The organism is Arthrobacter sp. 001422645 (assembly GCF_059816125.1).
In genome coordinates this window covers 1-26,454 of the sequence record NZ_JCBANT010000016.1, presented here as the reverse complement: position 1 = coordinate 26,454, position 26,454 = coordinate 1, and the positions used below count along the sequence as shown (strand labels likewise).

General features: G+C 67.6%; 23 protein-coding genes and 1 pseudogene. 6 read left to right on the top strand and 18 right to left on the bottom strand.

Translation table 11 applies throughout. The features are described 5' to 3' along the window. Window positions 1-8: 8 nt before the first annotated feature. Together AC6EUH_RS15265 and AC6EUH_RS15260 are read right to left on the bottom strand one after the other, a co-directional pair. Window positions 9-908 carry a ParA family protein gene (locus AC6EUH_RS15265; protein WP_056431118.1) on the bottom strand — a complete coding sequence of 300 codons (900 nt, stop codon included), beginning with the start codon at window positions 906-908 and terminating at the stop codon, window positions 9-11. Between the two features lie 303 nt (window positions 909-1,211). Then, window positions 1,212-2,579, bottom strand: a complete 1,368-nt coding sequence (locus AC6EUH_RS15260; RefSeq protein ID WP_056431115.1) for a cation:dicarboxylate symporter family transporter — start codon at window positions 2,577-2,579, stop codon at window positions 1,212-1,214. Between the two features lie 138 nt (window positions 2,580-2,717). Here AC6EUH_RS15260 and AC6EUH_RS15255 point away from each other — a divergent pair, with 138 nt between their 5' ends. Beyond that, the gene (locus tag AC6EUH_RS15255) at window positions 2,718-4,427 is read left to right on the top strand and encodes a sensor histidine kinase (RefSeq protein ID WP_499739181.1); all 1,710 of its coding nucleotides are present in this window, start codon (window positions 2,718-2,720) and stop codon (window positions 4,425-4,427) included. Then, window positions 4,424-5,143: a response regulator gene (locus tag AC6EUH_RS15250; protein WP_056431110.1), complete on the top strand. Its 720-nt coding sequence runs from the start codon at window positions 4,424-4,426 to the stop codon at window positions 5,141-5,143. Before AC6EUH_RS15255 ends, AC6EUH_RS15250 begins: the two co-directional genes overlap by 4 nt. A gap of 102 nt (window positions 5,144-5,245) precedes the next feature. On the opposite strand, the gene AC6EUH_RS15245 is transcribed toward AC6EUH_RS15250, so the two are convergent. Together AC6EUH_RS15245 and AC6EUH_RS15240 are read right to left on the bottom strand one after the other, a co-directional pair. Continuing rightward, window positions 5,246-5,716 (bottom strand): hypothetical protein, encoded by a 471-nt coding sequence (locus AC6EUH_RS15245; protein WP_499739180.1) that lies wholly within the window; start codon window positions 5,714-5,716, stop codon window positions 5,246-5,248. Window positions 5,717-6,097: 381 nt separating this feature from the next. Continuing rightward, window positions 6,098-7,990 (bottom strand): propionyl-CoA synthetase, encoded by a 1,893-nt coding sequence (locus AC6EUH_RS15240; RefSeq protein ID WP_056431105.1) that lies wholly within the window; start codon window positions 7,988-7,990, stop codon window positions 6,098-6,100. Window positions 7,991-8,163: 173 nt separating this feature from the next. Here AC6EUH_RS15240 and AC6EUH_RS15235 point away from each other — a divergent pair. The 4 genes and pseudogenes from AC6EUH_RS15235 to AC6EUH_RS15220 all read left to right on the top strand — a co-directional run bounded on the left by AC6EUH_RS15235 (window position 8,164) and on the right by AC6EUH_RS15220 (window position 12,445). Further along, window positions 8,164-8,824: pseudogene (locus AC6EUH_RS15235) on the top strand (GntR family transcriptional regulator). Further along, complete coding sequence (locus AC6EUH_RS15230) at window positions 8,817-10,337, top strand: MmgE/PrpD family protein (protein ID WP_499739179.1); 1,521 nt, start codon at window positions 8,817-8,819, stop codon at window positions 10,335-10,337. The pseudogene AC6EUH_RS15235 and the gene AC6EUH_RS15230 overlap by 8 nt, the downstream one beginning before the upstream one ends. Continuing rightward, window positions 10,338-11,240: a methylisocitrate lyase gene (gene prpB / locus AC6EUH_RS15225; protein WP_056431096.1), complete on the top strand. Its 903-nt coding sequence runs from the start codon at window positions 10,338-10,340 to the stop codon at window positions 11,238-11,240. A gap of 65 nt (window positions 11,241-11,305) precedes the next feature. Next, a complete protein-coding gene (locus AC6EUH_RS15220; protein ID WP_499739178.1) occupies window positions 11,306-12,445 on the top strand; it encodes a bifunctional 2-methylcitrate synthase/citrate synthase in 1,140 nt (379 codons plus the stop codon). 77 nt (window positions 12,446-12,522) lie between these two features. Here the strand turns inward: AC6EUH_RS15220 and AC6EUH_RS15215 are convergent, their stop codons facing one another. From AC6EUH_RS15215 to AC6EUH_RS15150, 14 genes are all read right to left on the bottom strand, one after another. After that, the gene (locus tag AC6EUH_RS15215; RefSeq protein WP_499739177.1) at window positions 12,523-13,392 is read right to left on the bottom strand and encodes a hypothetical protein; all 870 of its coding nucleotides are present in this window, start codon (window positions 13,390-13,392) and stop codon (window positions 12,523-12,525) included. Window positions 13,393-13,549: 157 nt separating this feature from the next. Beyond that, window positions 13,550-14,038 carry an 8-oxo-dGTP diphosphatase gene (locus AC6EUH_RS15210; RefSeq protein ID WP_056431087.1) on the bottom strand — a complete coding sequence of 163 codons (489 nt, stop codon included), beginning with the start codon at window positions 14,036-14,038 and terminating at the stop codon, window positions 13,550-13,552. Window positions 14,039-14,064: 26 nt separating this feature from the next. Next, window positions 14,065-14,856, bottom strand: coding sequence for a hypothetical protein (locus AC6EUH_RS15205; RefSeq protein ID WP_499739176.1), 792 nt, complete (start codon window positions 14,854-14,856; stop codon window positions 14,065-14,067). A 2-nt stretch (window positions 14,857-14,858) separates the two neighbouring features. Continuing rightward, complete coding sequence (locus AC6EUH_RS15200) at window positions 14,859-15,230, bottom strand: RNA polymerase sigma factor (protein WP_499739216.1); 372 nt, start codon at window positions 15,228-15,230, stop codon at window positions 14,859-14,861. Next, a complete protein-coding gene (locus tag AC6EUH_RS15195) occupies window positions 15,154-15,360 on the bottom strand; it encodes an RNA polymerase sigma factor (protein WP_499739222.1) in 207 nt (68 codons plus the stop codon). Before AC6EUH_RS15195 ends, AC6EUH_RS15200 begins: the two co-directional genes overlap by 77 nt. A gap of 486 nt (window positions 15,361-15,846) precedes the next feature. Further along, window positions 15,847-16,878, bottom strand: a complete 1,032-nt coding sequence (xerD, locus tag AC6EUH_RS15190; protein ID WP_499739215.1) for a site-specific tyrosine recombinase XerD — start codon at window positions 16,876-16,878, stop codon at window positions 15,847-15,849. 2 nt (window positions 16,879-16,880) lie between these two features. Next, window positions 16,881-17,543, bottom strand: coding sequence for an NUDIX domain-containing protein (locus AC6EUH_RS15185; RefSeq protein ID WP_499739175.1), 663 nt, complete (start codon window positions 17,541-17,543; stop codon window positions 16,881-16,883). Between the two features lie 29 nt (window positions 17,544-17,572). Continuing rightward, window positions 17,573-19,339, bottom strand: a complete 1,767-nt coding sequence (gene pyrG / locus AC6EUH_RS15180) for a CTP synthase (RefSeq protein WP_499739214.1) — start codon at window positions 19,337-19,339, stop codon at window positions 17,573-17,575. Window positions 19,340-19,418: 79 nt separating this feature from the next. After that, window positions 19,419-21,158: a DNA repair protein RecN gene (gene recN, locus AC6EUH_RS15175; protein WP_499739174.1), complete on the bottom strand. Its 1,740-nt coding sequence runs from the start codon at window positions 21,156-21,158 to the stop codon at window positions 19,419-19,421. A 3-nt stretch (window positions 21,159-21,161) separates the two neighbouring features. Beyond that, complete coding sequence (locus AC6EUH_RS15170) at window positions 21,162-22,202, bottom strand: NAD kinase (RefSeq protein WP_499739173.1); 1,041 nt, start codon at window positions 22,200-22,202, stop codon at window positions 21,162-21,164. A 22-nt stretch (window positions 22,203-22,224) separates the two neighbouring features. Then, window positions 22,225-23,037, bottom strand: coding sequence for a TlyA family RNA methyltransferase (locus tag AC6EUH_RS15165; RefSeq protein WP_200913056.1), 813 nt, complete (start codon window positions 23,035-23,037; stop codon window positions 22,225-22,227). Next, complete coding sequence (locus AC6EUH_RS15160; RefSeq protein ID WP_056431068.1) at window positions 23,024-23,311, bottom strand: hypothetical protein; 288 nt, start codon at window positions 23,309-23,311, stop codon at window positions 23,024-23,026. The genes AC6EUH_RS15165 and AC6EUH_RS15160 overlap by 14 nt, the downstream gene beginning before the upstream one ends. Before the next feature lie 44 nt (window positions 23,312-23,355). Next, complete coding sequence (locus AC6EUH_RS15155) at window positions 23,356-24,348, bottom strand: HAD-IIA family hydrolase (RefSeq protein ID WP_499739172.1); 993 nt, start codon at window positions 24,346-24,348, stop codon at window positions 23,356-23,358. 6 nt (window positions 24,349-24,354) lie between these two features. After that, on the bottom strand, window positions 24,355-26,028 hold the full coding sequence (locus AC6EUH_RS15150; protein WP_499739171.1) for a hypothetical protein: 1,674 nt from the start codon (window positions 26,026-26,028) through the stop codon (window positions 24,355-24,357). Window positions 26,029-26,454: the final 426 nt, after the last annotated feature.

Genomic DNA, 26,454 nt, shown 5'->3' with positions numbered 1-26,454 from the left:
AGCCCTGACTAGGGCGCGCCGCCGCGCGAAATGAGCTCTTTGGCCAGGTTGCGGTAGGCGTCGGCGCCGATATGGTTGCCGGCGTAGCTGGTGATGGGCTCGGCCGCGACGGTGGCATCGGCGAACTTGATGGACCGCTTGATCACGGTCTCGAAGACCTTATCGCCGAAGGCCTCCACCAGGCGCGAGATCACCTCGCGGCTGTGCAGGGTGCGGGCGTCATACATGGTGGCCAGGACGCCGTCGACCTGGAGCCGGGGGTTCAGCCGGTCCTGGACCTTGTCGATGGTCTCCACCAGCAGCGCGACGGCGCGCAGGGCGAAGAACTCGCAGATGAGCGGGATGATGACGCCGTGGGCGGCGGTCAGCGCGTTGACGGTGAGCAGGCCGAGGGAGGGCTGGCAGTCGATCAGGACGACGTCGTAATCGTCCTCGACCTTCTTGAGGGCACGGTCCAGCACCTGCTCGCGGGCAACCTCGTTGACGAGCTGGACTTCCGCGGCCGACAGGTCGATGTTGGCCGGAAGCAGGTCCACGTTCTCGACGCCGGTCTTGTGAATGGCGTCGCGGATGTCCACCTTGCGGTCCATCAGGACGTTGTAGACCGTGAGGTCCAGTTCGTGGGGGTTGATGCCGAGGCCGGCGGAGAGGGCGCCCTGCGGGTCGAAGTCGACAAGGAGCACGCGGCGGCCGTATTCGGCCAGCGCGGCAGCCAGGTTGATGGTGGAGGTGGTTTTACCCACTCCGCCCTTCTGGTTGACCATGGCGATGACCCGCGCGGGGCCGTGGGATGACAGCGGCGCGGGCTCCGGAAAGTCGCGTTGAGGGCGCCCGGTGGGGCCCATGACGGCGTCTTCCAGATCGAGTTCGGTGCCTTCCAGAGTTGCTGAACCCTGTTCGCTGCTCACGTATCTATCCACACTTTCGATGACGGTGATGGTCGTGCCTGGTATTGCTGCCTGCGTGATGTCTCTGCCTGCTTGGTGTTGCTGCCTGCGTGATCATCATGCTTTTTGATCTGTGCTGGACGTCCAGCGCCGATCTTATTCCTCCCAAGGTTACAGCGCCCGACACGGTATTCCGCGGACCTTGACAGCGGCCAATATTTGAGCCTCAACCTTCTGGTAGAAGTCGAAGGTTCCAGTCCGGGCACGAAAAACCGCCCGGACCCTTGGGGGCGTCCGGGCGGTTTTGTGGGGTCGTGCTGCGTATCAGGCGTTAGCCAGAACCGGGCGGGCCGGCTCGGTGGTAGCTTCCGGGGCCGCATCGTGCACACCGTGTCCGGCGATCATCGTCTGCTCGTCGAAGGGTTCGCCGCCGGCGAGGACCCGCTCTACGCGTCCGCCGTCGATTTCCTTGACCCACGTGCCGATCAGCACGGTGGCGACGGCGTTGCCGGTGAAGTTGGTCAGGGCGCGGGCCTCGGACATAAAGCGGTCGATTCCGACGATCATGCCGACGCCGCCGAGCAGTTCCGGCTTATGGGCCTGGAGTCCGGCAGCCAGGGTGGCCAGCCCGGCGCCGGTGACACCGGCAGCCCCCTTGGAGGCAATGATCATGAAGATCAGGAGGGAGACCTGGGCGCCGAGGTCCAGCGGGGTGCCCATGGCGTTGGCCACGAACAGGGATGCCATGGTCAGGTAGATGGCGGTGCCGTCGAGGTTGAAGGAGTAGCCGGTGGGGACCGTGACGCCGACAACCGGTTTGGACACGCCCAGGTGTTCCATCTTCGCAATCAGGCGCGGCAGGGCGGCTTCGGAGGATGAGGTGGAGAAGATCAGCAGGTACTCGCGGCCGAGGTACTTCATCAGCCGGAAGATGTTGACGCCGGCGACGACCTTGAGCAGGCCGCCGAGGATCACCACGATGAACAGGGCGCAGGTGATGTAGAACGCGCCCATCAGGGTGGCCATGCTGAGAATGGCCTGCATGCCGGTGGCGCCGACGACGGCGGCGATCGCGCCGAAGGCTCCGACCGGGGCCAGCCACATGATCATGACCAGGATGCGGAAGACGAGGGCCTGGCCGTAGCCGACGGCCTTGAGGATCGGGGCGCCCTGCGACCCCATCTGCTGGAGGGCGAAGCCCACCAGCAGCGCGGCGAGAAGGGTCGGCAGAACCGGGATGTCGCCGGGGATGATGCCCAGCAGGAAGTCGACGGTGCTGTCAGTGGCGGCCTTCTTGTTCGGATCGTAGGGGGCCAGCTTGAGGCCCTCGCCCGGGTGGATCAGGTTGCCGACCACGAGGCCGATGGCCAGCGCGAAGGTGGACATGACCATGAAGTAGCCCAGCGCCAGACCGCCGACCTTGCCGACGGTGGCCGCCTTGGCGATCGAACCGATGCCCAGCACGATGGTGCAGAAGATGACCGGGCCGATCATCATCTTGATGAGTTTGATGAACCCGTCACCGAGGGGCTTCAGGGATTTGGCGAACTCGGGGAAGAGCAGCCCCACCAGGGCCCCGAGGATGACGGCGGCGATGACCGCGATGTACAGATAATGGGACTTGTCGAGCCCCTTGCGCTTCTTGACCGGCGTCGCGGCCAGTGCCGCTGACTCTCCTCGTTGAGAGGCCATGGTGTTCTCCTTGGATAGGCTGGAAGTCGGTGCGGCCCAGGCTGTGGGCCCGTCGCGTCCGTTCTGCGTGTTCCACCATCATTGGTGATGGAGTGACGCGCATCACCCTTGCGTTCATATTGGTCATGGAAGGTGTTGATGATCCACCGCTGGAGCATCGCCCGACGGCTGTTTGTTGCCCATCTGCTGTTTATGCTGGCACTGACGGCCGTCGTCGGCACGGCCACGTTCGTTGATGCCCGCGACCAGGCCTATGACGAGGCCGGCCGGCGGATGGCCGCCGTCGCGACCACCATGGCGGACAACCCCCTCGTGCTGGACGCGGCAGGCGCCGCGGATCCCACGCCCCTCCTGCAGCCCTACGCCCTCAAGGTCATGGCGGACGCGGACGCTGACTTCATCACGATCATGGCGCCGGACCGCACCCGGTGGACCCACCCGAAGAACGAGGAACTCGGCAAGCCCTATATCGGCTCCATCGACGCCGCCCTGAACGGCCAGGTCTTCACCGAAATCACGGCTGGCACCCTCGGCCCCTCCGTCCGCACCATTGCCCCGGTCAAGGACGCGGACGGCACGGTGCGGGCCCTCGTCGCGGCCGGGGTAACCGTCCGCACCGTGGACATCGCCGTCTCCGGCAGGCTGCCGGCGCTGCTCGCGATCGGGCTGGCCCTGCTCGCGGGCGGATCGGCGGCGTCCTGGCTGCTGGGACGGTACCTCCGGCAGGTCACCCGGGGCTGGGGCCCGGAGCAGCTCGCCCAGCTCTTCGCGTACTACGAATCTGTCCTTCACTCGGTCCGCGAAGGCGTCATTCTGATAGATCCCAAGGGCAAGGTGGTGATGTACAACGACCAGGCCGCCGAACTGCTGGGCCTCGCTCCCCGCACGTCAAACCCCGGAGATGCGGCTGCCGGCGGCGACGGTACAGCGGCCGACGGCGGCCGGCAGGAGGCGCCGTCGCTCGCTGACCTCCCGCTGGCCCCCAGCCTCAGGGAACTATTCGAATCGGGCCGGACCGCGCTCGACGAGATCCACCTGACCGGCTCGCGGATCCTCGTGGTGAACCAGGGACCCGCCGTCGGGCCCGGCTCCGCCGCCGGACGCACCGGCGCGGCCGTCTACGGAACCGTCGCCACGATCCGCGACCGCACGGAGATCGAGTCCCTCGGCAGCGAGCTGGAGACCATGCGCACGCTCTCCGATGCCCTGCGCGCCCAGACCCACGAACACGCCAACCGGCTGCATACGATCGTCTCCCTGATGGAGCTGGGACGGGGCACGGAAGCCTTGGACTTCGTCACCCAGGACCTTGAGCTCAGCCAGCGGCTGACCGATGACCTGGTGAGTTCCATCGAGGAGCCTGTGCTGGGAGCCCTCATCATGGGCAAGGCCGCCGAGGCCCACGAGCGGGGCGTCGAGTTGACCCTCAACACCGGCGGGAACGGGCATGGGCCCACTCCAGTGACCGGGCTGGCGGTGCAGGACCTTGTGGCCATCCTGGGCAACCTCCTGGACAACGCCATCGACGCCGCGGCCGAGGCACCCGCGCCAAGACTCGTGGAGCTCACGGTGGAGGCCTCCCCCGGCGCCTTGGAGATCACGGTGGAGGACAGCGGCCCCGGGATCGATCCGCAGGCTGTGGACGACATCTTCCGGCACGGCTTCAGCACCAAGTCTCCGGGACCGTTCGGGCGGGGCCTGGGGCTGGCGATGGTCCGCCAGGCGGTGCAGCGGCTCGGCGGTACCATGACAATCACAAGCCCGGCCGGGGCGCTGTTCCGGGTCACGCTGCCAACGTCGCCGGCGGCATCAACGGCGACATCACTGACCACCGAGGGACAGCAATGAGCGACATCCGTGTACTCGTCGTCGAAGACGAGCCCATCGCCGCGGCAGCCCACGCCGCCTACATCGGCCGGCTGGAGGGATTCACGCTGGCCGGTTCGGCCCCGGACGGACAGTCCGCGCTCCGGCTGATGACGGACTTCGCAGCGGCGGGCACCCCCGTGGAGCTGGTGCTGCTGGACATGAACCTGCCGGACCTGCATGGGCTGGACATCGCGCGGCGGATGCGCGCCGCCGGATTGTTCGCCGACATCATCGCCATCACAGCCGTCCGGGAACTGAATATAGTCCGCAGCGCGGTGGCCACCGGGGTGGTCCAGTACCTGATCAAGCCGTTCACCTTCGCCACGTTCGCGGACAAGCTCGCCAGCTACCGTCACTTCCGCGAGCAGCTGACCTCCCCCGCCGCCGGACACGCCGGTCCCGGCGCGTCGCAGAGCGACGTGGACCAGGCCTTTGCGAGCCTGCGGGCGCCTTCCGAGCTGCCGCTGCCCAAGGGCCTGGCCGCGTCAACGCTGGACTCGGTGCAGGACTTCATGAAGCAGCAGTCCGGGGCCGTGTCAGCGAGCGAGGTCATGGACGCACTCGGCATGTCCCGGGTCACCGCCCGGCGCTACCTGGAATACCTCGCCGACGCCGGCACGGTCTCCCGGACGGCACGTTACGGCACACCGGGCCGGCCGGAGAACGAATACCGCTGGACTCGGCCGGCGTCGTAAGCCTTCCGCTCCCTCGTCCGCCGAGTGCGCATTTCGCGGCAGTGATTCCGTGGAACATTGCCGCGAAATGCCTACTCGGCGCCGGGCTGGGGCTCGGGTCGATCAATCCAAGACCGCTGTGCCGCCCTGCTCGTAGATGAGAGGCAGCCGTGAGCCGTTGAGGACTTTCACGGCATCGTCAATTCGACCCTTTTCTGTCGCCGACAGTGGCCATTTGTCCTGGGCCACGGTGATGCGGAGTCCGCCGGAGTACATGTCTGGGCCGGCACCTGTAACGAGGCCCTGCATGCCCGGGCTCTGGAGCAGCTTCCTGCCTGCGGCCGACAACTGGGAAATGGACGCTGTGGTTGCACGGGTGATCACGTGCAGATCGGGGAATTTTGACGCGACTTCTGCGATGGATTGCTGCACATCATTGCCGGGCGAGACAACAAAGATCGTTGCTCCCTCGTAGTGCGAGCACAGCGCAACTCCCGTGGTCTGGTCGTTGTGCTCCTCAACGATGGCCTGGAGCGCATTTCCGACGGCGGTCACGCTGGGGTCCGCCTCGCCGAACCATACTTGCTGGCCCAACTCGTCACGAATTATGCAATCGGTTCCTTGTGAAGCGCCAAGGCCGGCCTGCGCCGGAGTCGCCTGCCCTGGAGTCGCTGCGGGCGGCTCCGTCCCGCCAACCGGGCCACAGCCGACCAGCGCAGCCACCAGTATGAACAGCCATGAGATTGCTCCGGCATTGCCCATGGTGGACCCGGGTGACTCCGGCGAGCGGTAACGGCGTCCCATGGTCGGTTGGTCCCCTCGCTTTGGCCACGCAGGGCGGGTGCCGAGAATGTATACGGAGCGTACCACCGGCCGACACGCCCATCGAGTGTGCATTTTCGCGGCAATGTGCCACGGAAACACTCCCGCGAAATGCACACTCGGCGTCGGGCTGGGGCGCGCTTGGCTGGCGGCCTACTGGCCGGGCCGCAGGGTTCCGATGAGCTGGTCGATCACGCCTGCGTCTTCGATCGTCGAGGGCACCACGTAGTCGTCGCCGTCGGCGATCTGGCGCATAGTCTTGCGCAGGATCTTCCCGGAGCGGGTCTTGGGCAGGGCCTCCACCACGGTGACGTGCTTGAAATCCGCAACGGCGCCGATGTCGCGCCGGACCAGCGCGATGAGGTCCTTGACCAGGATTTCCTCGGGCACATCCACCCCTGACTTGAGCACCACGTAGCCGCTGGGGCGCTGGCCCTTCAACGGGTCCGCGAGGCCGATCACGGCGCATTCGGCCACGGCCGGGTGTTGGCCGATCACCTGCTCCATGGCGCCGGTGGACAGCCGGTGGCCGGCGACGTTGATGATGTCGTCGGTGCGGCCCATCACGAAGAGGTACCCGTCCTCGTCCCGGTAACCGGAATCTCCCGTGGCGTAGTAGCCCTCGAATGCCTGCAGGTAGGAGGAGATGTAGCGCTCGTCGTTGCCCCAGAGCGTTGTCAGCGTGCCGGGCGGCAGCGGGAGCGCCAGGACGATGTTGCCCTCGGTCCCCGCCCCAACCTCCATGCCGGCTCCGTCGACGATGTTCAGCTTGAAGCCGGGCATCGGCACACTGGGCGAGCCGGCCTTGATGGGCAGGCCGTCCAGCCCGCGGGGGTTGGCGCAGATGGCCCAGCCGGTCTCGGTCTGCCACCAGTGGTCCACCACCGGGACGCCCAGGATCCGCGAGGCCCAGTGGAAGGTATCGGTGTCCAGGCGTTCGCCGGCGGCAAACAGGGTGCGCAGGCTGGAAATGTCGTACTTTTCGAGCAGCTTCGCCTCGGGATCGGTCTTCCGGATGGCCCGCAGGGCGGTGGGCGCCGTGAAGAGCACGTTGACCTTGTGGTCCTCGATCACCCGCCAGAACGCACCGGCGTCGGGCGTTCCCACGGGTTTGCCTTCGTAGATGACGGTCGTGGCGCCGGCCAGCAGGGGCCCGTACACGATGTAGGAGTGCCCCACCACCCAGCCGACGTCGGAGGCGGTCCACATCACGTCGCCGGGCCCGACGTCGTAGATGTTCGCCAGGGTCCAGCTGAGCGCCACGGCGTGGCCGCCGTTGTCCCGCACCACACCCTTGGGGGCACCCGTGGTCCCCGAGGTGTACAGGATGTAGAGCGGATCCGTGGCTTTGACGTCCACCGGAGCGGCGGGCGCGGCGGTGGCCATCTCGGTGTCCCAGTCCAGCCAGCCGGAGTGGTCGGACACCGTGGAATTGAAGCCGTCCCGGGCCTTGACCACCACCGGAGTGTCCGGCGCTCCGGCCAGGCCGAGGGCCTCCTCGACGGCGGGGAGGTACTCGATCCGGCGCGAGGGTTCGATGCCGCCGGACGCCGTGACCACGGCGGCGGGCGCGGCGTCGCGGATGCGGGCGGCAAGTTCCTTGGGGGCGAAGCCGCCGAAGACGACGGAGTGCACGGCACCAAGCCGGGCGGTGGCCAGCATGGCGATGGCGGCCTCGGGGATCATCGGCATGTAGATGACGACTCGGTCGCCCTTGCCCACGCCACGGTTGCGCAGGACGCCGGCAAACCGGGCGACGAGGTCCGTGAGCTCGGCGTAGCTGTAGCGCCGCTGCGTGCCGAGCATGGCGGAGTCATAGATCAGGGCGTCCTGCCCGCCCCGGCCTTCCTCCACATGGCGGTCCAGCGCGTTGTAGGACGTGTTGAGCACGCCGTCGGGGAACCAGTCGAACAGTGGCGCCCTGCCTGAGTCCAAGGCGCGCTGCGGCGGGGTGGACCACGAGATCTCCGCGGCGGCTTCGAGCCAGAAGGCTTCGGGCTTCTCCAGGCTGCGTGTGTAGCTGTCCCGGTAGTTCTTGGTAACCATGAAATGAGTCCCGTCCACGACGATGTGATGGACGTTATGGTAGCCCGCCCCGGCTCAGCCCACAAGGCCCGTGTATACACTGAAGCGAACCGCGAGGCGTTTGGGGGCCAAATACTAGGCAATTGTGGCATCCGTGTATACACTGGATTCCGTCAGCCAACGAAGGAGGCAGGATGCGCGCCAGCGACAAGGCCTACGCGGCCCTGCGCGACGACATCATCGAGTGGCGCCTCCTGCCCGGGACGGTGCTCGCGGAAGTGGAGCAGTCCGGGCGGCTCGGCATCTCCCGCACCCCGTTGCGGGAGGCCCTGAGCCGGCTCACCGCAGAAGGCCTGACGACGACGGCGGGCGGCCGCGGCGTCGTCGTCACCGACATCTCGCTGGAAGACATCGACGAACTCTTTGAACTGCGCGAAACCCTTGAGGGCAAGGCCGCCGCGCTGGCTGCCGAACGCGGCGACGCCGCGACTTTCGAGCAGCTCCGCGACGAACTGTGCCAGGCGCCGTCGCTGATCAGCGCCGGGGATCCGGCCCGGCACGACTACTACCGGCTGGTCGGCCGGCTGGACGCAGCCATCGACGCCGCGATCCAGAATTCCTACCTCGCCCAGGCCATGCGCAGCCTGCGCGTCCACCTGGTCCGCGTCCGGCGGCTGGCGGCCGACGACGCCGAGCGGCTCACCGCGGCGGCCGCCGAGCATGCCGCCATCGCCGAAGCGATCGCCGCCGGCAACCCCCGGCTGGCTGAGGCGGCCACCACCCTGCATCTGCACCGCAGTCTTTCCCACGTCAAAGCCACACACATACCTCACTAAGAAGGAGCACCATGGTTAAGGAACACCACGTCCGCGTTTACAAGAGCGAGGAAAACCTGCCCCGCGAGGACCAGCTCGCCTTCAAGATTGCGCAGGTGGCCGCGGATCCCGTCGCCGTCTCCGACGAGGTCACCGACATGGTGATCAACCGGGTGATCGACAACGCTTCGGTAGCCATCGCCTCACTGAACCGCGCCCCGATCGTCGCGGCCCGCGCCCAGGCCCTGACGCACGGCCCCACCACCGGCGGCAAGGGTTCGAAGGTCTTCGGCATCGAGGAGCGCGTGGCCCCGGAATGGGCCGCCTGGGCCAACGGCGTCGCCGTCCGCGAACTGGACTACCACGACACGTTCCTCGCCGCCGACTACTCCCACCCGGGCGACAACATCCCCCCGATCCTCGCCGTCGCCCAGCACGTGGGCTCCAGCGGCCAGGACCTGGTCCGCGGAATCGCCACCGGCTATGAGATCCAGGTCAACCTGGTCAAGGCCATCTGCCTGCACAAGCACAAGATCGACCACGTCGCGCACCTCGGCCCGTCCGCCGCCGCCGGCATCGGCACCCTGCTGGGACTCGACGTCGAGACGATTTTCCAGTCTGTGGGCCAGGCCCTGCACACCACCACGGCCACGCGCCAGTCCCGCAAGGGCGAGATCTCCACCTGGAAGGCGCACGCCCCGGCGTTCGCCGGCAAGATGGCCGTCGAGTCCGCGGACCGCGCCATGCGCGGCCAGACCTCCCCGGTGCCGATCTACGAAGGCGAAGACGGCGTCATCGCCTGGATGCTGGACGGCCCCGACGCCTCCTACACCGTGCCGCTGCCGACCCCCGGCGAAACCAAGCGCGCCATCATGGACACCTACACCAAGGAGCACTCGGCCGAATACCAGGCCCAGGCGTGGATCGACCTGGCGCGCAAGCTCCACGGCGAGCACCCGGAGGTCACCGACCCGGCCAACGTGGAGTCCGTGCTGATCAAGACCAGCCACCACACGCACTACGTGATCGGCTCCGGCGCCAACGATCCGCAGAAGTACAGCCCCACGGCCAGCCGCGAAACCCTGGACCACTCCATCCCGTACATCTTCACGGTCGCCCTGCAGGACGGCGCCTGGCACCACGTTGATTCCTACGCCCCGGAGCGCGCCGCGCGCCCGGACACCGTGGACCTCTGGCACAAAGTCACCACGGTCGAGGACCCGGAATGGACCCGCCGCTACCACTCCCTCGACATCGCGGAGAAGGCCTTCGGCGGCTCTGTTGTCATCACGCTCAAGGACGGCACGGTCATCACCGACCAGATCGCCGTCGCTGACGCCCACCCGCTGGGCGCCCGGCCGTTCGCACGGGAGCAGTACGTGAACAAGTTCCGGACCCTGGCCGCCGGGCTGGTCGCCGAAGAGGAAATCGAACGGTTCCTGGCCGCCGCCGCCCGCCTGCCCGAACTGGCCGCCGGCGAACTGGACCAGCTCAACATCAAGGCTGCCGACGGCGTGATCGACCTGTCCGCCGCACCGAAGGGACTCTTCTAAATGCTGTATTCGAAGGTCACGCCGGAGCAGAAGCGGATCCGGTTCCGTGAGCTCCTCGCTTCCGGGACGATCCAGCAGTTCCCGGGCGCGTTCAACCCGCTCTCCGCCCGGCTGATCGAGGAAAAGGGCTTCGCCGGGGTCTATATCTCCGGCGCCGTCCTGGCCAACGACCTTGGCCTTCCGGACATCGGGCTGACCACGCTCACCGAGGTGGCCACCCGCGCCGGGCAGATCGCCCGGATGACGGACCTGCCCAGCATCGTCGACGCCGACACCGGCTTCGGCGAGCCGATGAACGTGGCCCGCTCGGTGCAGGAACTCGAGAACGCCGGCCTCGCCGGCCTGCACATCGAGGACCAGTTCAACCCGAAGCGCTGCGGCCACCTCGACGGCAAGAACGTCGTGGACCTGGACACTGCCACCAAACGCATTCGGGCGGCGGCCGATGCCCGGCGCGACCCGAACTTCCTCATCATGGCGCGGACCGACATCCGAGCCACCGATGGTTTGAAAGCCACGCAGGACCGTGCGAAAGCCCTCGTGGAGGCCGGCGCTGACGCGATCTTCCCGGAGGCCATGAAAGACCTCAGCGAGTTCCAGGCCATCCGTGACGCCGTCGACGTGCCGATCCTGGCCAACATGACCGAGTTCGGCCAGAGCGCCCTCTTCACGGTGGAGCAGCTGGCCGGCGTCGGGGTCAACATGATCATCTATCCGGTGACGCTGCTCCGTAGTGCCATGGGCGCTGCGGAGCGTACGCTGGAATCGATTAGGGCTGACGGTACCCAGGAAGCCCAGGTCGGGAACATGCTGACCCGGGCGCGTTTGTATGACCTCGTGGACTACGAGGCCTACAACAGCTTCGATACCGGGGTTTTCAATTTCCAGATCCCGGGACAGTAAACCCCGCATCGGGCTTCCGGCTCCGGCCGGTCCAACACAGGCGACAGGAACAAAGGAGTTTCAGCATGGCTGAACAAGAGATCAAAAAGGGCCTCGCCGGCGTCGTGGTGGATTACACCGCGGTCTCCAAGGTGAACCCGGACACCAATTCGCTGCTCTACCGCGGATACCCCGTGCAGGAGCTGGCCGCCAACTGCAGCTTCGAGGAAGTCGCCTACCTGCTCTGGAACGGCGAGCTGCCCACCCCGGAGCAGCTGGCGGAGTTCACGGCGCGGGAACGCGCCGGGCGTCCGATCGATCCGGTGGTGAAGCAGGTGGTGGACGCATTGCCCACCACCTCGCACCCGATGGATGTTTGCCGCACGGCGGCCTCCGTCATGGGCGCACGGCACCCGCTCGCCGAGGACTCCTCGCGGGAGGCCAACATGGCCAAGGCGATTGACCTCTTCGCGGCGATGCCGGCGATCGTGGCCTACGACCAGCGCCGCCGGCACGGGCAGGACGTCGTGGCCCCCCGCGATGACCTGGGCTACTCCGCCAACTTCCTCTGGATGGCCTTCGGCGAGGAGCCTGTCCAGGAAGTCGTTGAGGCCTTCAACGTCTCGATGATCCTGTACGCCGAGCACTCCTTCAACGCCTCCACCTTCACGGCCCGCGTGATCACCTCGACGCTCTCGGATCTGCATTCGGCCGTGACCGGGGCGATCGGCGCACTCAAGGGACCGTTGCACGGCGGGGCGAACGAGGCCGTTATGCACACGTTCGACGAAATCGGCATCCGGCCGGAGGAGTCACTGGAGGACGCCCACGTCCGGGCCAAGGCCTGGATGGAAGACGCCCTGGCCCACAAGAAGAAGGTCATGGGCTTCGGCCACCGTGTCTACAAGCACGGCGACTCCCGGGTGCCCACCATGAAGGCCGCCCTCGACAAGATGATCGCGCACTACGGCCGGCCGGAATTGCTGGGCCTCTACAACGGTCTGGAATCGGCGATGGACGAGGCGAAGGCCATCAAGCCCAACCTCGACTACCCGGCCGGACCCACGTACCACCTGATGGGCTTCGACACTCCCACCTTCACTCCCCTGTTCGTCGCCAGCCGCATCACCGGCTGGACCGCGCACATCATGGAGCAGCTGGACTCGAACTCCCTGATCCGCCCGCTGAGCGAATACAACGGCGTCGAGGAACGGCACATGCCGTAAGCCCTTCGCGGCGGTAAAATGCGCGGGCCGGCCACCTCTCAAAGGTGGCCGGCCCGCGCTTTTTGTTGCTTTTGTTGTTAGGGCTGCATCTGCAGGCTGACGATCATGGCCTTCAGCTTCCGGTAGTCCGGGCTCCGCATGTAGTCCTTGGCCTCGGCCAGCGAGTTGAAGATGGGGTCATCGTTCCTCTGGCTTTGGTAGGAACGGTCCGCGAAGATCAGCGTGCCCTTGGGCGCACCGGCCACGAAAGAGTACATCAAGCAGCTGTCTTTGATTTCTCCGCTGTTTCTGTCGACGAGTCCAATCTGGTAGTGGAAGGCGCCACCGCTGGCCCGCATATCCAGCACGCGGTAGGAAAACCGCACGCCCATCGCCTTGGCCCACGGCGTATCCAGTGCCGGCGCAGTATCTAGTTCGGTCATTTTGTAATTGCCTGAAGGGCAGGCGCCCCCAACTGCCCCGGTGGCGCCGTGGTAAAGCGCGGCCACCTGCATCCTGGCCTCGTTGAAAATGGTGATTCCGCTCCCCGGATACCCGGGATTCTGGTTCGTGGATTCCTCGACCGTCCAGCGGTCGGGCAAAGTGAACGACACTCCGGCCGCAGCACTGACGTATCGCCCGTTTGCAACTTCGCTGACCGCCCCGTCCGTTGCCGGTGCCGTTGATGCCGACGGCGTCACGGATACCGGCGTTGCGGTGGTGGGCGACGGCGTCACCGTCGGGGAAGCGGAGGCTGTAGGTGCCATCATGGTGGCCGTCGGGGCCGCGGCGGGGGCCGGGTCTGCGGACCGGAAGTTGCCTGCCACGGCAACGCCCCCGGCGACGGCCGCCAGGGCGACGATAACGACGGCAGCTGCCAGCGGCCAGCGCCGGCGCGCCCTGTTGCCCGTGGACAGTTCCTCGTCGTAGGAATCCGTGTCCGGAAGGTCGAGATTGTGCGAGTCCATGCCCTGCCCCCAATTGGTCCGTGCGCCGCTTGCTGCCGGGCGAAGGTAGTGCGTGGCCGGCCGCGGCGCGATGTTCGAGCCTCAGGCTACTGCACAAGCCGTGGCATTCCCGGCATCACGATTCGAGTCGCGGAAATGCCCGGCGCGGACGCCCGGCTCACCCCGGCGCGGATGGATACCGGATCGAAGCGACCGTTTCGTTGTCTCCATTGAGAACCACGACGACGTCGATCGTCTCGCCGGCCAGCGCCGGCGGCAGCCAGTGCTCCGCGTCCTGCCACATGCGGTGCAGCGGAAGCGCGTCGACGTCGAACCACTCGGGCGTGATCTCCGGACTTTCAGCCGGTTCGCCTTGCCACCGCCGGGTGGTGAAGACCCTGCAGGACATGTTCCATTCGGGCCTGGCGGGAAAGTTGAACTCGACGACGCCGGCGTGCGCCAGGTCCTCCTGCAGCACCACGATGCCGGCTTCTTCCCAGACCTCGCGGATCACGGCCTCGGCGTCGCTCTCCCCCGGCTCCACGTGGCCGCCGATGCCGACGATCTTGCCGGTGCCGAAGCCGGTCCTTTTCAGTCCCAGCAACACTTGTGCACCGTTCGCGGCGTCACGGAGCAGGAAGCAGAGGGTGACCGGGGTGAACGTCATGTGTTTCACCTTATCGCCGCCGCAGGCTACCCGGCCGCCGGGCCTTCGCCTACCAGCTGCGGCCGAAGTTCAACCGGGATCCCCTTGTCCGCGAATTCCTTGTCCATGGCCTGCTGCGGAGTGAGCCCCTGATTGTTCAAGGCCTGGAATTTCCAGTTGAAGACGCTGGCCCAGACCTGCCGGAAGTCGGAGAGGAAACGCCCGTTCTGCAGCTTGGCGAGCTGGAACCAGACATTGCCGCCGTCGAGCTGGAGAGCCCGGACCCCGTCGTCGGAGATGGAGTAGGCGAGCCATCCGTCGGCACAGCCCAGCACTGTGTAGTAGGGCTGCTCGGCGGCGGGAATCGCTTTGATCTCCCGGGCCTGGTCGTTGCGCTGCTGGTCGACGTTGGCCATGGTGCAGGCGACGCCGCCGGTACTCAGGGTTGCCGCCGCAGTCCCCGCCTGCGAGGAAGTGGCGGCGGACGGGCTTGGGGATGCCGGCGAAGGCGTGGCGGAGACCGTCGGCACCTCGGTGCTTGTCCCCGCCGGCCCGGGCGCGGGTGGTGGCATGAGGTTGCCGCCGACAAACACTGCGCCCCCGACGGCGGCTACGGCCAGTACCGTCGCGGCCGCAGTCCGTACGGCCTTGTGCCGTGCCGGAGCGCGTCGTGCGGGATTGTGTTGTGCCGGATTGCGCAGTGCCAGGCGGACGACATTCGGGTCCATAGAGACGACGTTCGAGCGGGCGGAGTCAATTCCGGGGGCTGCGTCTTGTGCTTCGACTTGTGCTCCGACCTGCGGTTTGGCATTCCTCATGAGCTGTTCGATGCGGTCCATGGCTAGTCCTTCCGTTCGGTCATGAGATGGGCCGGTGCGGCTTTCGAGAACGCCCGACGGGCCCGGTGCAGTCGGACCGCGGCGGCGGACGAGGAACACCCCAGGGTCTGGGCCAGTTCAGCGGTGGTCAGGTCATCCCAGTAACTGAGCATGAGGACCTCGCGGTCCTGCTCCCTGAGCTTCACCAATACATCAGCCACGGCGGTCCGTTCGTCAGTGTCCGGGCCGGGGACTTGGCTGCGGGCCTCCTCTTTCAGCCGGTCGACAAGTTCCTGGCGGCGTCGGCGGCCCCTGTATTCATTGCCGAGCAGATTCCGAGGTCGCCAACAGCCAGCCGATGCCAGGCGGTTCCGCGGGCTGTTTCTCCCAGACAATCCTGAAGACGTCCGCAGCGAGTTCCTCGGCGCGGTGCCGGTCATTGATCCTGCAGGCGATGTAGCGGTAGACCCGCGCGGAATGCTGATTGTGCAGGTCGATGAACGCTTGCTCTTTCGCAGCCAACATGGTGCTCCCCCGGACATCGGATGACTTCTTCCTGATGACTAAGTGTCCCGTGAAGGGCTTTTTCTTACACGGGTGCGCAAGAAGATTCACGGGGCGAAGACGCTGGCCGGATGCGGGAAAACCAGTTGGACCGGCGAGTCCGCCCTCAGATCGGCGTCGGTCGAACTGGATCCCCGGAGCATGATGGACCTTCTCTGTCAGCCTGCCCGGCGCCGACCCGTCGCGCGGTCAAGCGTTTCTTCCCGCCGAATCTTGGACCGGTCCCGTTGTGAAGCCGGGAGGTTCCTAACTGCTGGTGGGCAGGATTCCTGGAGTGGAGCTTCTCCCACCTAGTCGCTCAGGCACGGTGAAACAGGAGGTCCTCCGGGAACAAGTCGCCGAGGGTCGCGGGCCAGCCCCGAGCGCCCGTATCTGCAGCGGGCAGTGGATCGGCGGGAAGGCGCCGGCGGAACCCGGCTCGGGCCGGCGAAACCGGCGGAACGCCGCTTAGCCCAGCGCCCTCGGGTGCGCGGCGGCGTAAATCTCGCGCAGGGTGTCGGCGGTGACCAGGGTATAGACCTGCGTGGTGGTCACGGAAGCGTGGCCCAGCAGCTCCTGCACAACCCGGACGTCTGCCCCGCCCTCCAGCAGGTGGGTGGCGAAGGAGTGCCGCAGGGTGTGCGGCGAGACGTCCTTGGTGATGTTGGCTTTCTCGGCGGCCGTCTTGAGGATGGTCCAGGCGCTTTGCCTGCTGATCCGTCCGCCGCGGGCGTTCAGAAACAGAGCGGGCGTGCCTTTGCCCTTGGCGGCCAGCAGCGGCCGGCCACGGACGAGGTAGGCATCCAAGGCGCGGGCACCGAACGAACCGAGCGGGACCAGCCGTTCCTTGGACCCTTTGCCGAAGAGCCGGACAATGGCCGGACCCGGTTCGCTCTCCTCGCCGGGCGTGGGCAGGGAGATATCGTCGACGTCGAGTCCCACGGCCTCGCTGATGCGGGCGCCGGTGGAATACAGGAACTCCAGCAGTGCCCGGTCGCGCAGTCCGGTGGCCGTGTCCGTTCCTGCGGCCTCCAGGATCCTGGTGACCTCGTCGACGCTGATGGCCTTGGGCAGGCGTTTGCCGGGCATCGGCGGGTGGACGTCGCTGGCCGGGTCGGTGGGAGTGACGCCTTCGAGTGCCCAGAATTTGTGGAGTCCGCGCACGGCCACCACCGTCCGGGCCGCCGAGCGGACACCCAGGGCCGAGCCGCCGTCGGATCCGTCGGACAGCGCCTGGACGAAGCCGGTGACGTCGTGCCGGGTGATCTCAGCGGGGCGTTGGCGGCCGGCGTGGGCGAGGTACTTGGCGTAGCGGGCCAGGTCCCGCCGGTACGCGGAGAGGGTGTTGGCCGCGAGCCCCCGCTCCACGCCCATATGCTGCAGGTAATCCGTCATGGCGCGGTCTACCGCTGTCTGGGGCCGGGCGGGCGGCTGCCCCGGATCGGCCGCCTCCGCCGGGGCAGCAGGGAGCTGCCCGGGTTCGGCAGTCAGCGGCTCCATCATCAGCGCTGGCTCGGATGCGCGGGCCACGGCGCGCCGCCCGGGCGGAGGCCCTTGAAGTCGTTGTCCCGGGCAGCGGCGGCGGCGAGGATTCCGACGACGGCGGACGGGTTGTGCAGGCGACCCTCCAGCACGGCCAGGACCGCCTCATCCAGCGGAATCCAGTGCAGCTCGATCTCGGCTTCCTCGTCGGTGCGGACGTGGAGTTCGTGGCCGGGCACATCGCTCAGGCCGCGGGCGAGGTAGATGCGGATGGCTTCGCTGGAGGACCCGGGGGAATTGAAGAAATCGGCCAGCACGTTCCACTGGCCGGCGACGAGGTCGGCTTCCTCGGCGAGCTCGCGGGCCGCGCCGGCCACGAAGTCCTCGCCTTCGACGTCGAGGAGCCCGGCCGGGATCTCCCACAGGTCCATGCCGACCGGGTGCCGGTACTGCTTGATCAGCAGCACCTCGCCGGCGTCGTTCATCGGCAGGACCGCGACGGCGCCGGGGTGGTCGATGTAGTCGCGGACCAGCGGATCGCCGTCGTCGTTGAGCTGGAAACTGTCACTGACAACGTCCCAGATCCGGCCTTCGTAGACCGTCCGGGAAGACAAAAGACGGCGCGGGCTCGGTTCATCCGAAACCTGCCGTGCAGCATGGGGGGTCTCAGGGTAACCGGGCATCGCGCCGTCCTTTGATTCAGTTGGGATTTTTACTTCGACGCTGCCGGGGAAGGCTTGGCAGCGGCCGCCTTGGCGACGGGCGCAGCAGGCTGGTCCGCGCCATGCTGGTGCTCCAGAGCAGCCTTCACCAGTCCGGAGAACAGCGCGTGCGGCCGGGTGGGGCGTGAGCTGAGCTCCGGGTGCGCCTGCGTGGCCACGTAGTACGGGTGGACTTCGCGGGGAAGTTCGACGTACTCCACGAGCTTGCCGTCGGGCGACGTTCCGGAGAAGACCAGGCCCTGGGCGGCAATCTGGTCGCGGTACTTGTTGTTGACCTCGTAGCGGTGGCGGTGCCGTTCGCTGACCTTGGTGGTGCCGTAGGTCTCGGCGACCACGGAACCCTCGTCCAGCTTGGCCTCGTACAGTCCCAGGCGCATGGTGCCGCCCAGGTCGCCCTTGCCGTCGACGAAGTCCAGCTGCTCTTCCATCGTGGCGATCACAGGGTACTTCGAATCCGGCTCGAATTCGGACGAGGAAGCGCCCTCAAGGCCCACCACGTTGCGGGCGTACTCGATCACCATGCACTGCAGGCCCAGGCAGAGACCCAGGACCGGAAGCTTGCTTTCGCGGGCATACTTCAGCGCGCCAAGCTTGCCTTCGAGTCCGCGGATGCCGAAGCCGCCCGGAACACAGATCGCGTCGACCCCGTCCAGGGACTTGACCGCGCCCTCGTGGGTGTCGCATTCATCCGAGGGGACCCAGCGGATCTTGACCTTGGTGTCATTGGCGAAACCGCCGGCGCGCAGCGCCTCAGTCACGGACAGGTAGGCGTCCGGCAGGTCGATGTATTTGCCGACCAGGGCGATTTCAACCTCGTGCTTGGGGTTGTGGACCGCGTCCAGGAGCTTGTCCCAGCTGGTCCAGTCAACATCCTTGAACGGAAGGTCCAGGGCGCGGACGATGTAGGAATCCAGGCCCTGGGAGTGCAGGGTCTTCGGGATGTCGTAGATGCTGGGGGCATCCGGGCAGCCGATGACGGCGTCGATGTCGACGTCGCACATGCGGCCGATCTTGTCGCGCATGGCCTGCGGGACTTCGCGGTCCGAACGGATCACGATCGCCTCGGGCTGGATGCCGATGGAGCGCAGCGCGGCAACGGAGTGCTGCGTCGGCTTGGTCTTCAGTTCCTGGGACGGGCCGATGTACGGCACGAGGGAGACGTGGAGGAAGAACACGTTTCCGCGGCCGATGTCCTGGCGGACCTGGCGGGCGGATTCAAGGAACGGCTGCGACTCGATGTCGCCTACGGTGCCGCCGATTTCGGTGATGATCACGTCGGGAGCGTGCTTGCCCTCGGCGGGAAGCCGCATGCGCCGCTTGATTTCATCGGTGATGTGCGGGATGACCTGGACGGTGTCGCCGAGGTATTCGCCGCGGCGTTCCTTCGCGATCACGGTGGAGTAGACCTGGCCGGTCGTGACGTTCGCCGAGCCTTCGAGGTTCTCATCGAGGAAGCGCTCGTAGTGGCCGATGTCGAGGTCCGTTTCGGCGCCGTCGTCAGTCACGAAGACTTCGCCGTGCTGGAAGGGATTCATCGTGCCCGGATCCACATTCAGGTAGGGATCGAGCTTTTGCATTGTTACAGACAAGCCGCGTGCCCGCAGGAGGTGACCGAGGCTCGAAGCCGTCAGTCCCTTACCGAGCGAGGACGCCACACCACCGGTGACGAAGATGTGTTTGGTCGTCTTGGACGAGCCCGGGAACCGGGAATTTACACGGGAATTTGATCGCTGCACCACGGGGTTCGAGCCTATCATCATTTCAGCCTTCCAAGGGTCTGTTTGCGGCAAAGCGGCTGTGATTGTCGTCCAGCTCCAGCCCGCCGTGCAGGGGTGCTCAGGCCTGGTGCGGCAGGAGTTTGGCGTCGTCCAGCAACTCCTGGGCGTGGGCCTGGGCGGATTCGGAATCCTCCTGGCCGGCGAGCATGCGGGCCAGCTCCCGGACGCGCTCCCCTTCGTCGAGGAGCTGGACGTCGCTGGAGGTGAAACCAGTGGCGGTGGCCCCGTCAGCGCCGCGCACCGAGGTCTTTGTGACCCGGATGTGCTGGTCGGCGAAGGCTGCCACCTGCGGCAGGTGCGTGACCACCAGCACCTGGACGTGCCGGGCGAGCATCGCCAGGCGGCGGCCGATCTCGACGGCGGCGCGGCCGCCCACGCCGGCGTCCACCTCGTCGAAGACGAACGTGGGGACCGGATCTACGGCGGCCAGCACCACTTCGATGGCGAGCATCACGCGGGACAGTTCACCGCCGGAGGCACCCTTGCCCAGCGGCCGGGCCGGGGCGCCGGAGTGCGGCTGGAGCAGGAAGGCAATCTCGTCCGCGCCGTACGGCCCCGGCTGCCCGCCGGATTCGACGTTGATCACCAGGGTGGCATCCGCCATCGCCAGGGCCTTCAGCTCGGCGCTGACGCGGGCGGAGAGGTCCTTGGCTGCTTTCTTCCGGAGCTTGCTGATGGCGGCGGCCTGCTTGGTCAGCTCCACTTCGGCGCGCGTCACTTCGGCGTCCAGCGCCTCGATCCGGGTGGAGTCGTCCTGCAGCTCCAGGAACCGTTTCCGGGCCTGCTCGGCCCACTCCAGCACCTCGTCGATGCACGGAGCGTACTTGCGGACCAGCTTCGCCAGGGCGGCGCGGCGGTCCTCGATCTCGGCGAGCCGTTCCGGGCCCTCGGTGTCGAGGGCGGCCTGGTAGCTGGCAAGTTCGGTGGCGATGTCGTTGAGCAGGAAGCCCACCTCGGCCAGCCGGGCGGCCGCGGAGCCGAGCTCCTCGTCATGTTCGGCGACGTGCTCCAGCGTGCGTTTGGCGGCGTCGACGAGGGCCGTGGCGTCGTTGCCGTCGCCGAAGTCCTCGGCGATGAGCGCCTGGTGTGCCGTCGTGGCCGCGATCCGGAGTTCCTCGACGTTCGCGAGCTTGACGGCCTCCGCTTTGAGCGACTCGTCCTCGCCGGGCTGCGGGTCGACGGCGTCGATTTCGGCCAGGGCAACCTCGAGCGATTCGGCTTCGCGGAGCCGCTCCCGGGCGGCGCTGCGAAGCTCATCGAGCTCGGCCTGGCTGGACTTCCAGTGGGCGTGGAGCTCCTGGTAGCTGCCCAGTGTGGCGGCGAGGCTCTCCCCCGCGAATTTGTCGAGGGCCCCGCGCTGCGCGACCGGGCTCTTGAGCCGGATCTGTTCGGACTGGCCGTGGACCACCACGAGGGTTTCGCCGATCTCCCCGAGCACGCCCACGGGCGCGGCGCGACCGCCGAGGTAGGCCCGGCTTCGCCCGTCCGCACCCACGCTGCGGGCCAGCAACAGTTCGGCGCCGCCGTCGAACTCCTCGACCTCTGCCCCGGCCTCACGGGCGCGCGCCACGGCAGGGTGCCCGGCGTCGAGCCTCACGGTAGCCTCCGCGGCGGCGCTTTTCGCGCCGCTGCGGACGGCGCCGGCGTCGGACCGTGCGCCGAGCAGCAGCCCGACGGCGGTCACCACCATGGTCTTGCCGGCACCTGTTTCACCGGTCACGACGCTCAGGCCGGGGCCGAGGGGCAGCGTGGCGTCGGTGATGACGCCCAGGTCGCGGATTCTCAGTTCTTCAAGCATGGATCACTTCGCAGTCGATGGATCGGTGGTCTCGGCGGGCCCCGGGTCGCCTGGCCCAGCGTGCGGCGGAGTGGGAAGCGGGGGCATCGGGCGGGGTGTGCGGATGACCGGCACCGGCCCCGTGTGGATGGTGGCGGCCTGAGGCATGGGTCCCCGCCAGCCTTGGATGGGCAGTTCGAACTTGCGGACCAGGCGGCCGGAGAAGGGTGTCTGGTGCGTGCGGGCCAGCCGCACCGGCGTGGCGGAGCGGGTCACTTCCACGCGGGCTCCGGGCGGCAGGTCCACTGAACGCCGGCCGTCGCACCACAGCACGCCCTGCGCATTGGTGCGGTTCAGGATTTCGACCGCCAGCCGGGACCGGGGCGAGACCACCAGCGGCTTGGCGAAGAGCGCGTGGGCGCTGATGGGCACGATCAGCAGCGCTTCCACCTCGGGCCACACCACCGGGCCCCCGGCCGAAAAGGCGTAGGCGGTGGAGCCGGTGGGGGTGGCCAGGACAACGCCGTCGCAGCCGAAGGAGGTGAGGGGCCGTTCGTCGACCTCGGTGACCACCTCGAGCATCCGTTCCCGGTTGCCTTTTTCGATCGCGGCCTCGTTGAGGGCCCAGGTGTGCCAGATTTTCTGTCCGCGGACCCAGACTTGGACGTCGATGGTCATCCGCTCTTCCACGGTGTATTCGCGGCTCGCGATCCATTCGACGGTCTGGGCCAGGTCCGCTCGCTCGCTTTCGGCCAGGAAGCCCACGTGGCCGAGGTTGACGCCGAGCAGGGGCACGTCGACTTCGCGCACCAGCTCCGCCGCGCGGAGGATGGTGCCGTCGCCGCCGAGCACCATAACGAGTTCGACGTCGGGCAGCATCACGTGGTCGTGGAGTATCTCGACGGGCTGGTCGAGGCGTCCGAAAAAGCGGACCATGTCGCCGAGCTCGGATTTCAGCATCACGGGAACGATGCCGGCGTCGTGGAGCCGGGCGCATGCCTCCCAGGCAGCCTTGAGGGACTCCTCACGGCCGGTGTGGGCAAGGATGAGGACGCGCCTGCTCATCGGGTTCCGCCTTCTGGTGCTATTAGTACTTGGGCCAGATTGATCCGAGTAACGCAGCAACGGCTGCGTCCCGCTCTTCGATCTTAGGCAGGTCTGTTGCGATCCCGCGGCTTATCCACAGGAAGTACTCGACGTTTCCGTCCTGGCCGGGCAGCGGGCTGCTGGCGAGGCCTTTCAGTTCCAGCCCGGTGTCCATGGCTTTCGCCGCGACTTTGCCCACGGCGAGGCGGCGCTCCCACTCCGAGGTGACGACGCCGGTGCGGCCCAGCCGGTCCTTGCCGATCTCGAACTGCGGCTTGACCATCAGGACCAAGTCCCCGCCCGGATCGGTGCAGGCCGCGAGGGGTGCCAGCACGAGGGTCAGCGAGATGAAGGACAGGTCCGCGACGGTCAACGCCGCCGGTCCGCCGATCTCATCCGCTGTCATGTACCGGACGTTGAGGCCTTCGTGGACGGACACCCGAGGGTCGTTCCGGATCGCGGGGACCAGCTGGTCATGCCCGACGTCGACGGCCACCACGTGGTCCGCGCCGCGTCGCAGCAGCACGTCGGTGAACCCGCCGGTGGAGGCACCGGCGTCGAGGCACCGCTTGCCGGCCACCGTGACGGCGGGGAAGGCGTCCAGCGCGCCGGCGAGCTTGTGCCCGGCACGGCTGACGTAGTTGTCCTCGACCGAGGCGGCCACGTCGAGGTTGGTGTCGTCCCCGACCTGTAGGGAGGCCTTGGCCAGCACTTCCCCGTCGGTGCTGACTTTGCCTTCGGCGATGAGGCGTGCGGCATGGGTGCGGGACCTCGCCAGCCCGCGGCTGACGAGGGCCTGGTCAAGCCTGCTCATGCGTGGCATCCCCCGTTGCGGTGGTGTTGACGGACTCGTTCAGGGCGGCCAGCAGGTCGTCGTGCAGGCCGGCGTAGACCTCCCCGTGCCGGGCCACCGGCAGTTCCGGCAGTTGGCCGAGTCGGTCCAGCAGGGCGTCGACGTCCGGGTCCCGGGACCCCGTGTTTCCCGCGGCGTCGCCTGCTTCCGCCGGATTCACGGGAACAGCCGGCCAGGTCACATGGGCGTCTCCCCTGTCGGGATCCGTCTCAGTGGTGTGGTTCAGCTCGGTCATGCTCACCAGTCTAGTGATCCCGCCAGTCCGTTGATCCAGGCAGCCTAGTGATCCCGCCATTCCAGGACCGGCGCCGAGGCCGCAGCGGCCTCGGGGTTGGCCGTCCACCAGGCCGAACACGCGGCCCGCCAGGCGTCGAGGTCGCCCGGATCGCCGCTGACCCGGACCGTCTGCCCGTCGACGAGGGCGGAGGCCGCGCCGCAAAGGTGCTGCCCGGCGTCGTCGAGCTCGATTGCAGGGTAGGGGCGGTAGAGGTCGGTGAGGTCGTTGATGAGGTAGTCGGGCCGCTCCAGCGTGCGGGCGGCAAGGATCGACTCCCTCGTGTCGACGCCGGTCAGGACGGCGACCGTGGCGAAACCGGCGTTGTTCCCGCCCAGGATGTCGGTGTCCAGGCGGTCGCCGACGACGAGCGGCCGATCGGCGGCCAGCCGTTTCGCGGCGGCATGGAACAAAGGCGCTTCCGGCTTCCCGGCGACGAGGGGCCGCTGCCCGGTGGCGGCGGCTACGGCGGCAACCAGCGTGCCGTTGCCGGGCGCCATGCCCCGGGCCTGGGGAATGGACATGTCCGTGTTCGTGGCCACCCACAGGGCGCCGCCGGCAATGACATACGCGGCTTCCGCCAGGTCTTTCCACCCGATGTCCGGATGGAACCCCTGCACGACGGCGACAGGCCCCTCCGATTCACTGCGGACCGGCACCAGCCCTGCCAGCTCGATCTCCTCGGCCAGTGAAGCCCCGCCGGTGATCAACACGCGGGCACCCGCCGGCAGCAGTGATGCCAGCAGCTCACCCGCAGCCTGCGAGGAGCTGACCACCTGGTGGTCCTCCGCCGGTGCCCCCAACTCCCGCAGGTGCTGGGCCACCTGGGCGGGCGTCCGGGAGGCGTTGTTCGTGACGTAGCCAAGGCCGACGCCGATCCCGGCCAGGCGGCGCAGGGATTCCACGGCGCCCGGAATGGCGTGCGGTCCCGCGTAGACCACACCGTCCAGGTCAGCGAGAAGGGCGTCGAACGTCGAGATCAGTTCCGGTGCGGCCATTCCCGATCAGCCCTCAAAGCGTTCCGGCGCGCGGGAATCGGCGTCGCGCGAGTCGTCGTCGGAATCACCGTGTCCCGTCTCGGTGTCGTCGTGTCCGGTGTCGGAGTCGTCACCAGTCAGAACCTCGGAGCGGTCCAGGGCGTCCTTTTCGACGGAGTCATCATCGGACTCTGCGTCGTCAGACTCCCAGAAGTCGGATTCCGCGTCGTCAGAGCCTTCGTCATGGTTCACAGCCCCTTCAGTCGATTCCGGAAGACCGGCAACAGCCTCGGCGCTGGCAGCACGCGGCGCCTGCTCCCCGGCCGCAGCGGACCGCTGGGCACTCTGCTCGGCGAGGAGTCGGCGCTGCTGCTCTTCTTCGCGGGCTTCCTCTTCCTCGTCCCAGCCGAGGTCGATGATGTCCGGGTCCTCCGTGACGTCGAGGCCGAGGGCGTTCTCGGCAACCACGGCCTGGCGCTGCCACTTCTCGGATTCGGCCGTGCGGCCTACTGCGGCCAGGGCCTCGGCGTAGGCGCGGAACAGGCGCGGGCTGTAGGAGAACGCCCGGTTGATATCCAGCTGGACGATTTCCAGTTCGGAGACGGCAGCGTCCAGCTGACCCAGATCAGTACGGGCGCCGGCGGCCACGATGGCCAGTTCCGCCTTGCCCGGGGCGTCGAGGTCCTTGGCTTCCTCGGAGCGTGCCATCTCCAGGGCGCGATCGGGCCGGCCGAGTCCGCGTTCGCAGTCGGCCATCACGGGCAGGTGCATGTTGGAGCCGCTGATCCGCCGGTAGGTGCGGAACTCGCGGAGGGCTTCGCCATAGTGGCCGGCGGCGTAGGCGGTGAGCCCCACGGCTTCGCGGACGGCGGCGAGGCGGCCTCCGCGGCGGCTGGCCGCGAGGGCGTGCTGGAAGGCGAGTTCCGGTTCGTCGTCGATCAGGCGCCCGGCCATCACGAGGTGCCGGGCCACCCACTCGGCGCTGTTGTCCTCGAGGGTCTTGATCTGGTGCTGTGTTGCACGGTCCAGTTCCTTGCCCGTAACGTCGTCGTCGATCTGCGGCGAACGCTCGCGGTCGGGGCGGTTGGCGCTGCGCAGGTCCCGGGCATTCGGAACGCGGACCGGGCGGTCTTCTGCCTTGTCGCGGCCGAACTGGCGCGGGCCGGAGTCGCCGCGGTCGAAGCTGCGGGCCGGACGGTCATCACGGCTGCCGAACGGCTTCCGGTTGTCTCCGCCGCTGTACGGCTTGCGGTCACGGTCGCCGCCGAAGTTACGGTGCTCCCCGCCACCTTCACGCGGACCACGATCACCGTAGGGCTTACGATCCCCACCACCGCTGTACGGCTTACGATCGCTCGTACCACCGGCACCAAAGCTCCGACGCTCCCCGCCACCTTCACGCGGACCACGATCACCGTAGGGCTTACGATCGCCACCACCGCTGTACGGCTTACGATCGCCACCACCGCTGTACGGCTTGCGGTCACCTTCACGCGCCGGGCGGTCACCATACGGCTTGCGATCCCGATCATTGGAGGAGGGACGGGATCCCTCGGATCCGCGGTCATCCCGGGCACGGAACCCACGGGGGTCGCCACCGGAATTGTTGGTGCCACGGAATCCGCCGCCACCCGAATTGCGGCCACCGCCATAGTTGCCGCGGTCGTTTCCGCCGCGATGTCCGTCGTTGTGCTCAGCCATGCTGGATTCCTCCTGTTGTGAGCTGACCACTGGCGCAATCGCAGCCGCTCTATTCCGTGTTTCGTTCCTACGCAACCCGAAATCAAGCGCTTCGAAGTCCGTACATCTCATCCAATTCTAGGCGAGTCCCCTGCGCACGACGAACGCCAGGGGGTCTTTCGACCAGGGCGGTGGCAAGTCTCACAGAGCACCGTTAGCTGCAAGCGCCGCCGGGCGCGCACCGGAATCGCGGACGCTCCCGCAGCTCGGGGGGATCAGCGGTGGCGCTCCCGCAGCTCCGGCAGCATTGTAGGTGACGCTCCCTCAGCTGTGGCGCAGCGCCCGCGCAGGTGCTGCGGGAGGGTTGTGGTGTGACCGGCGGGATCTGCGGGAGGGTCTGTGGGGCGGCTGCCGGTGGTGCGGGGGTGTCCTGGTGGTGGGATGGGG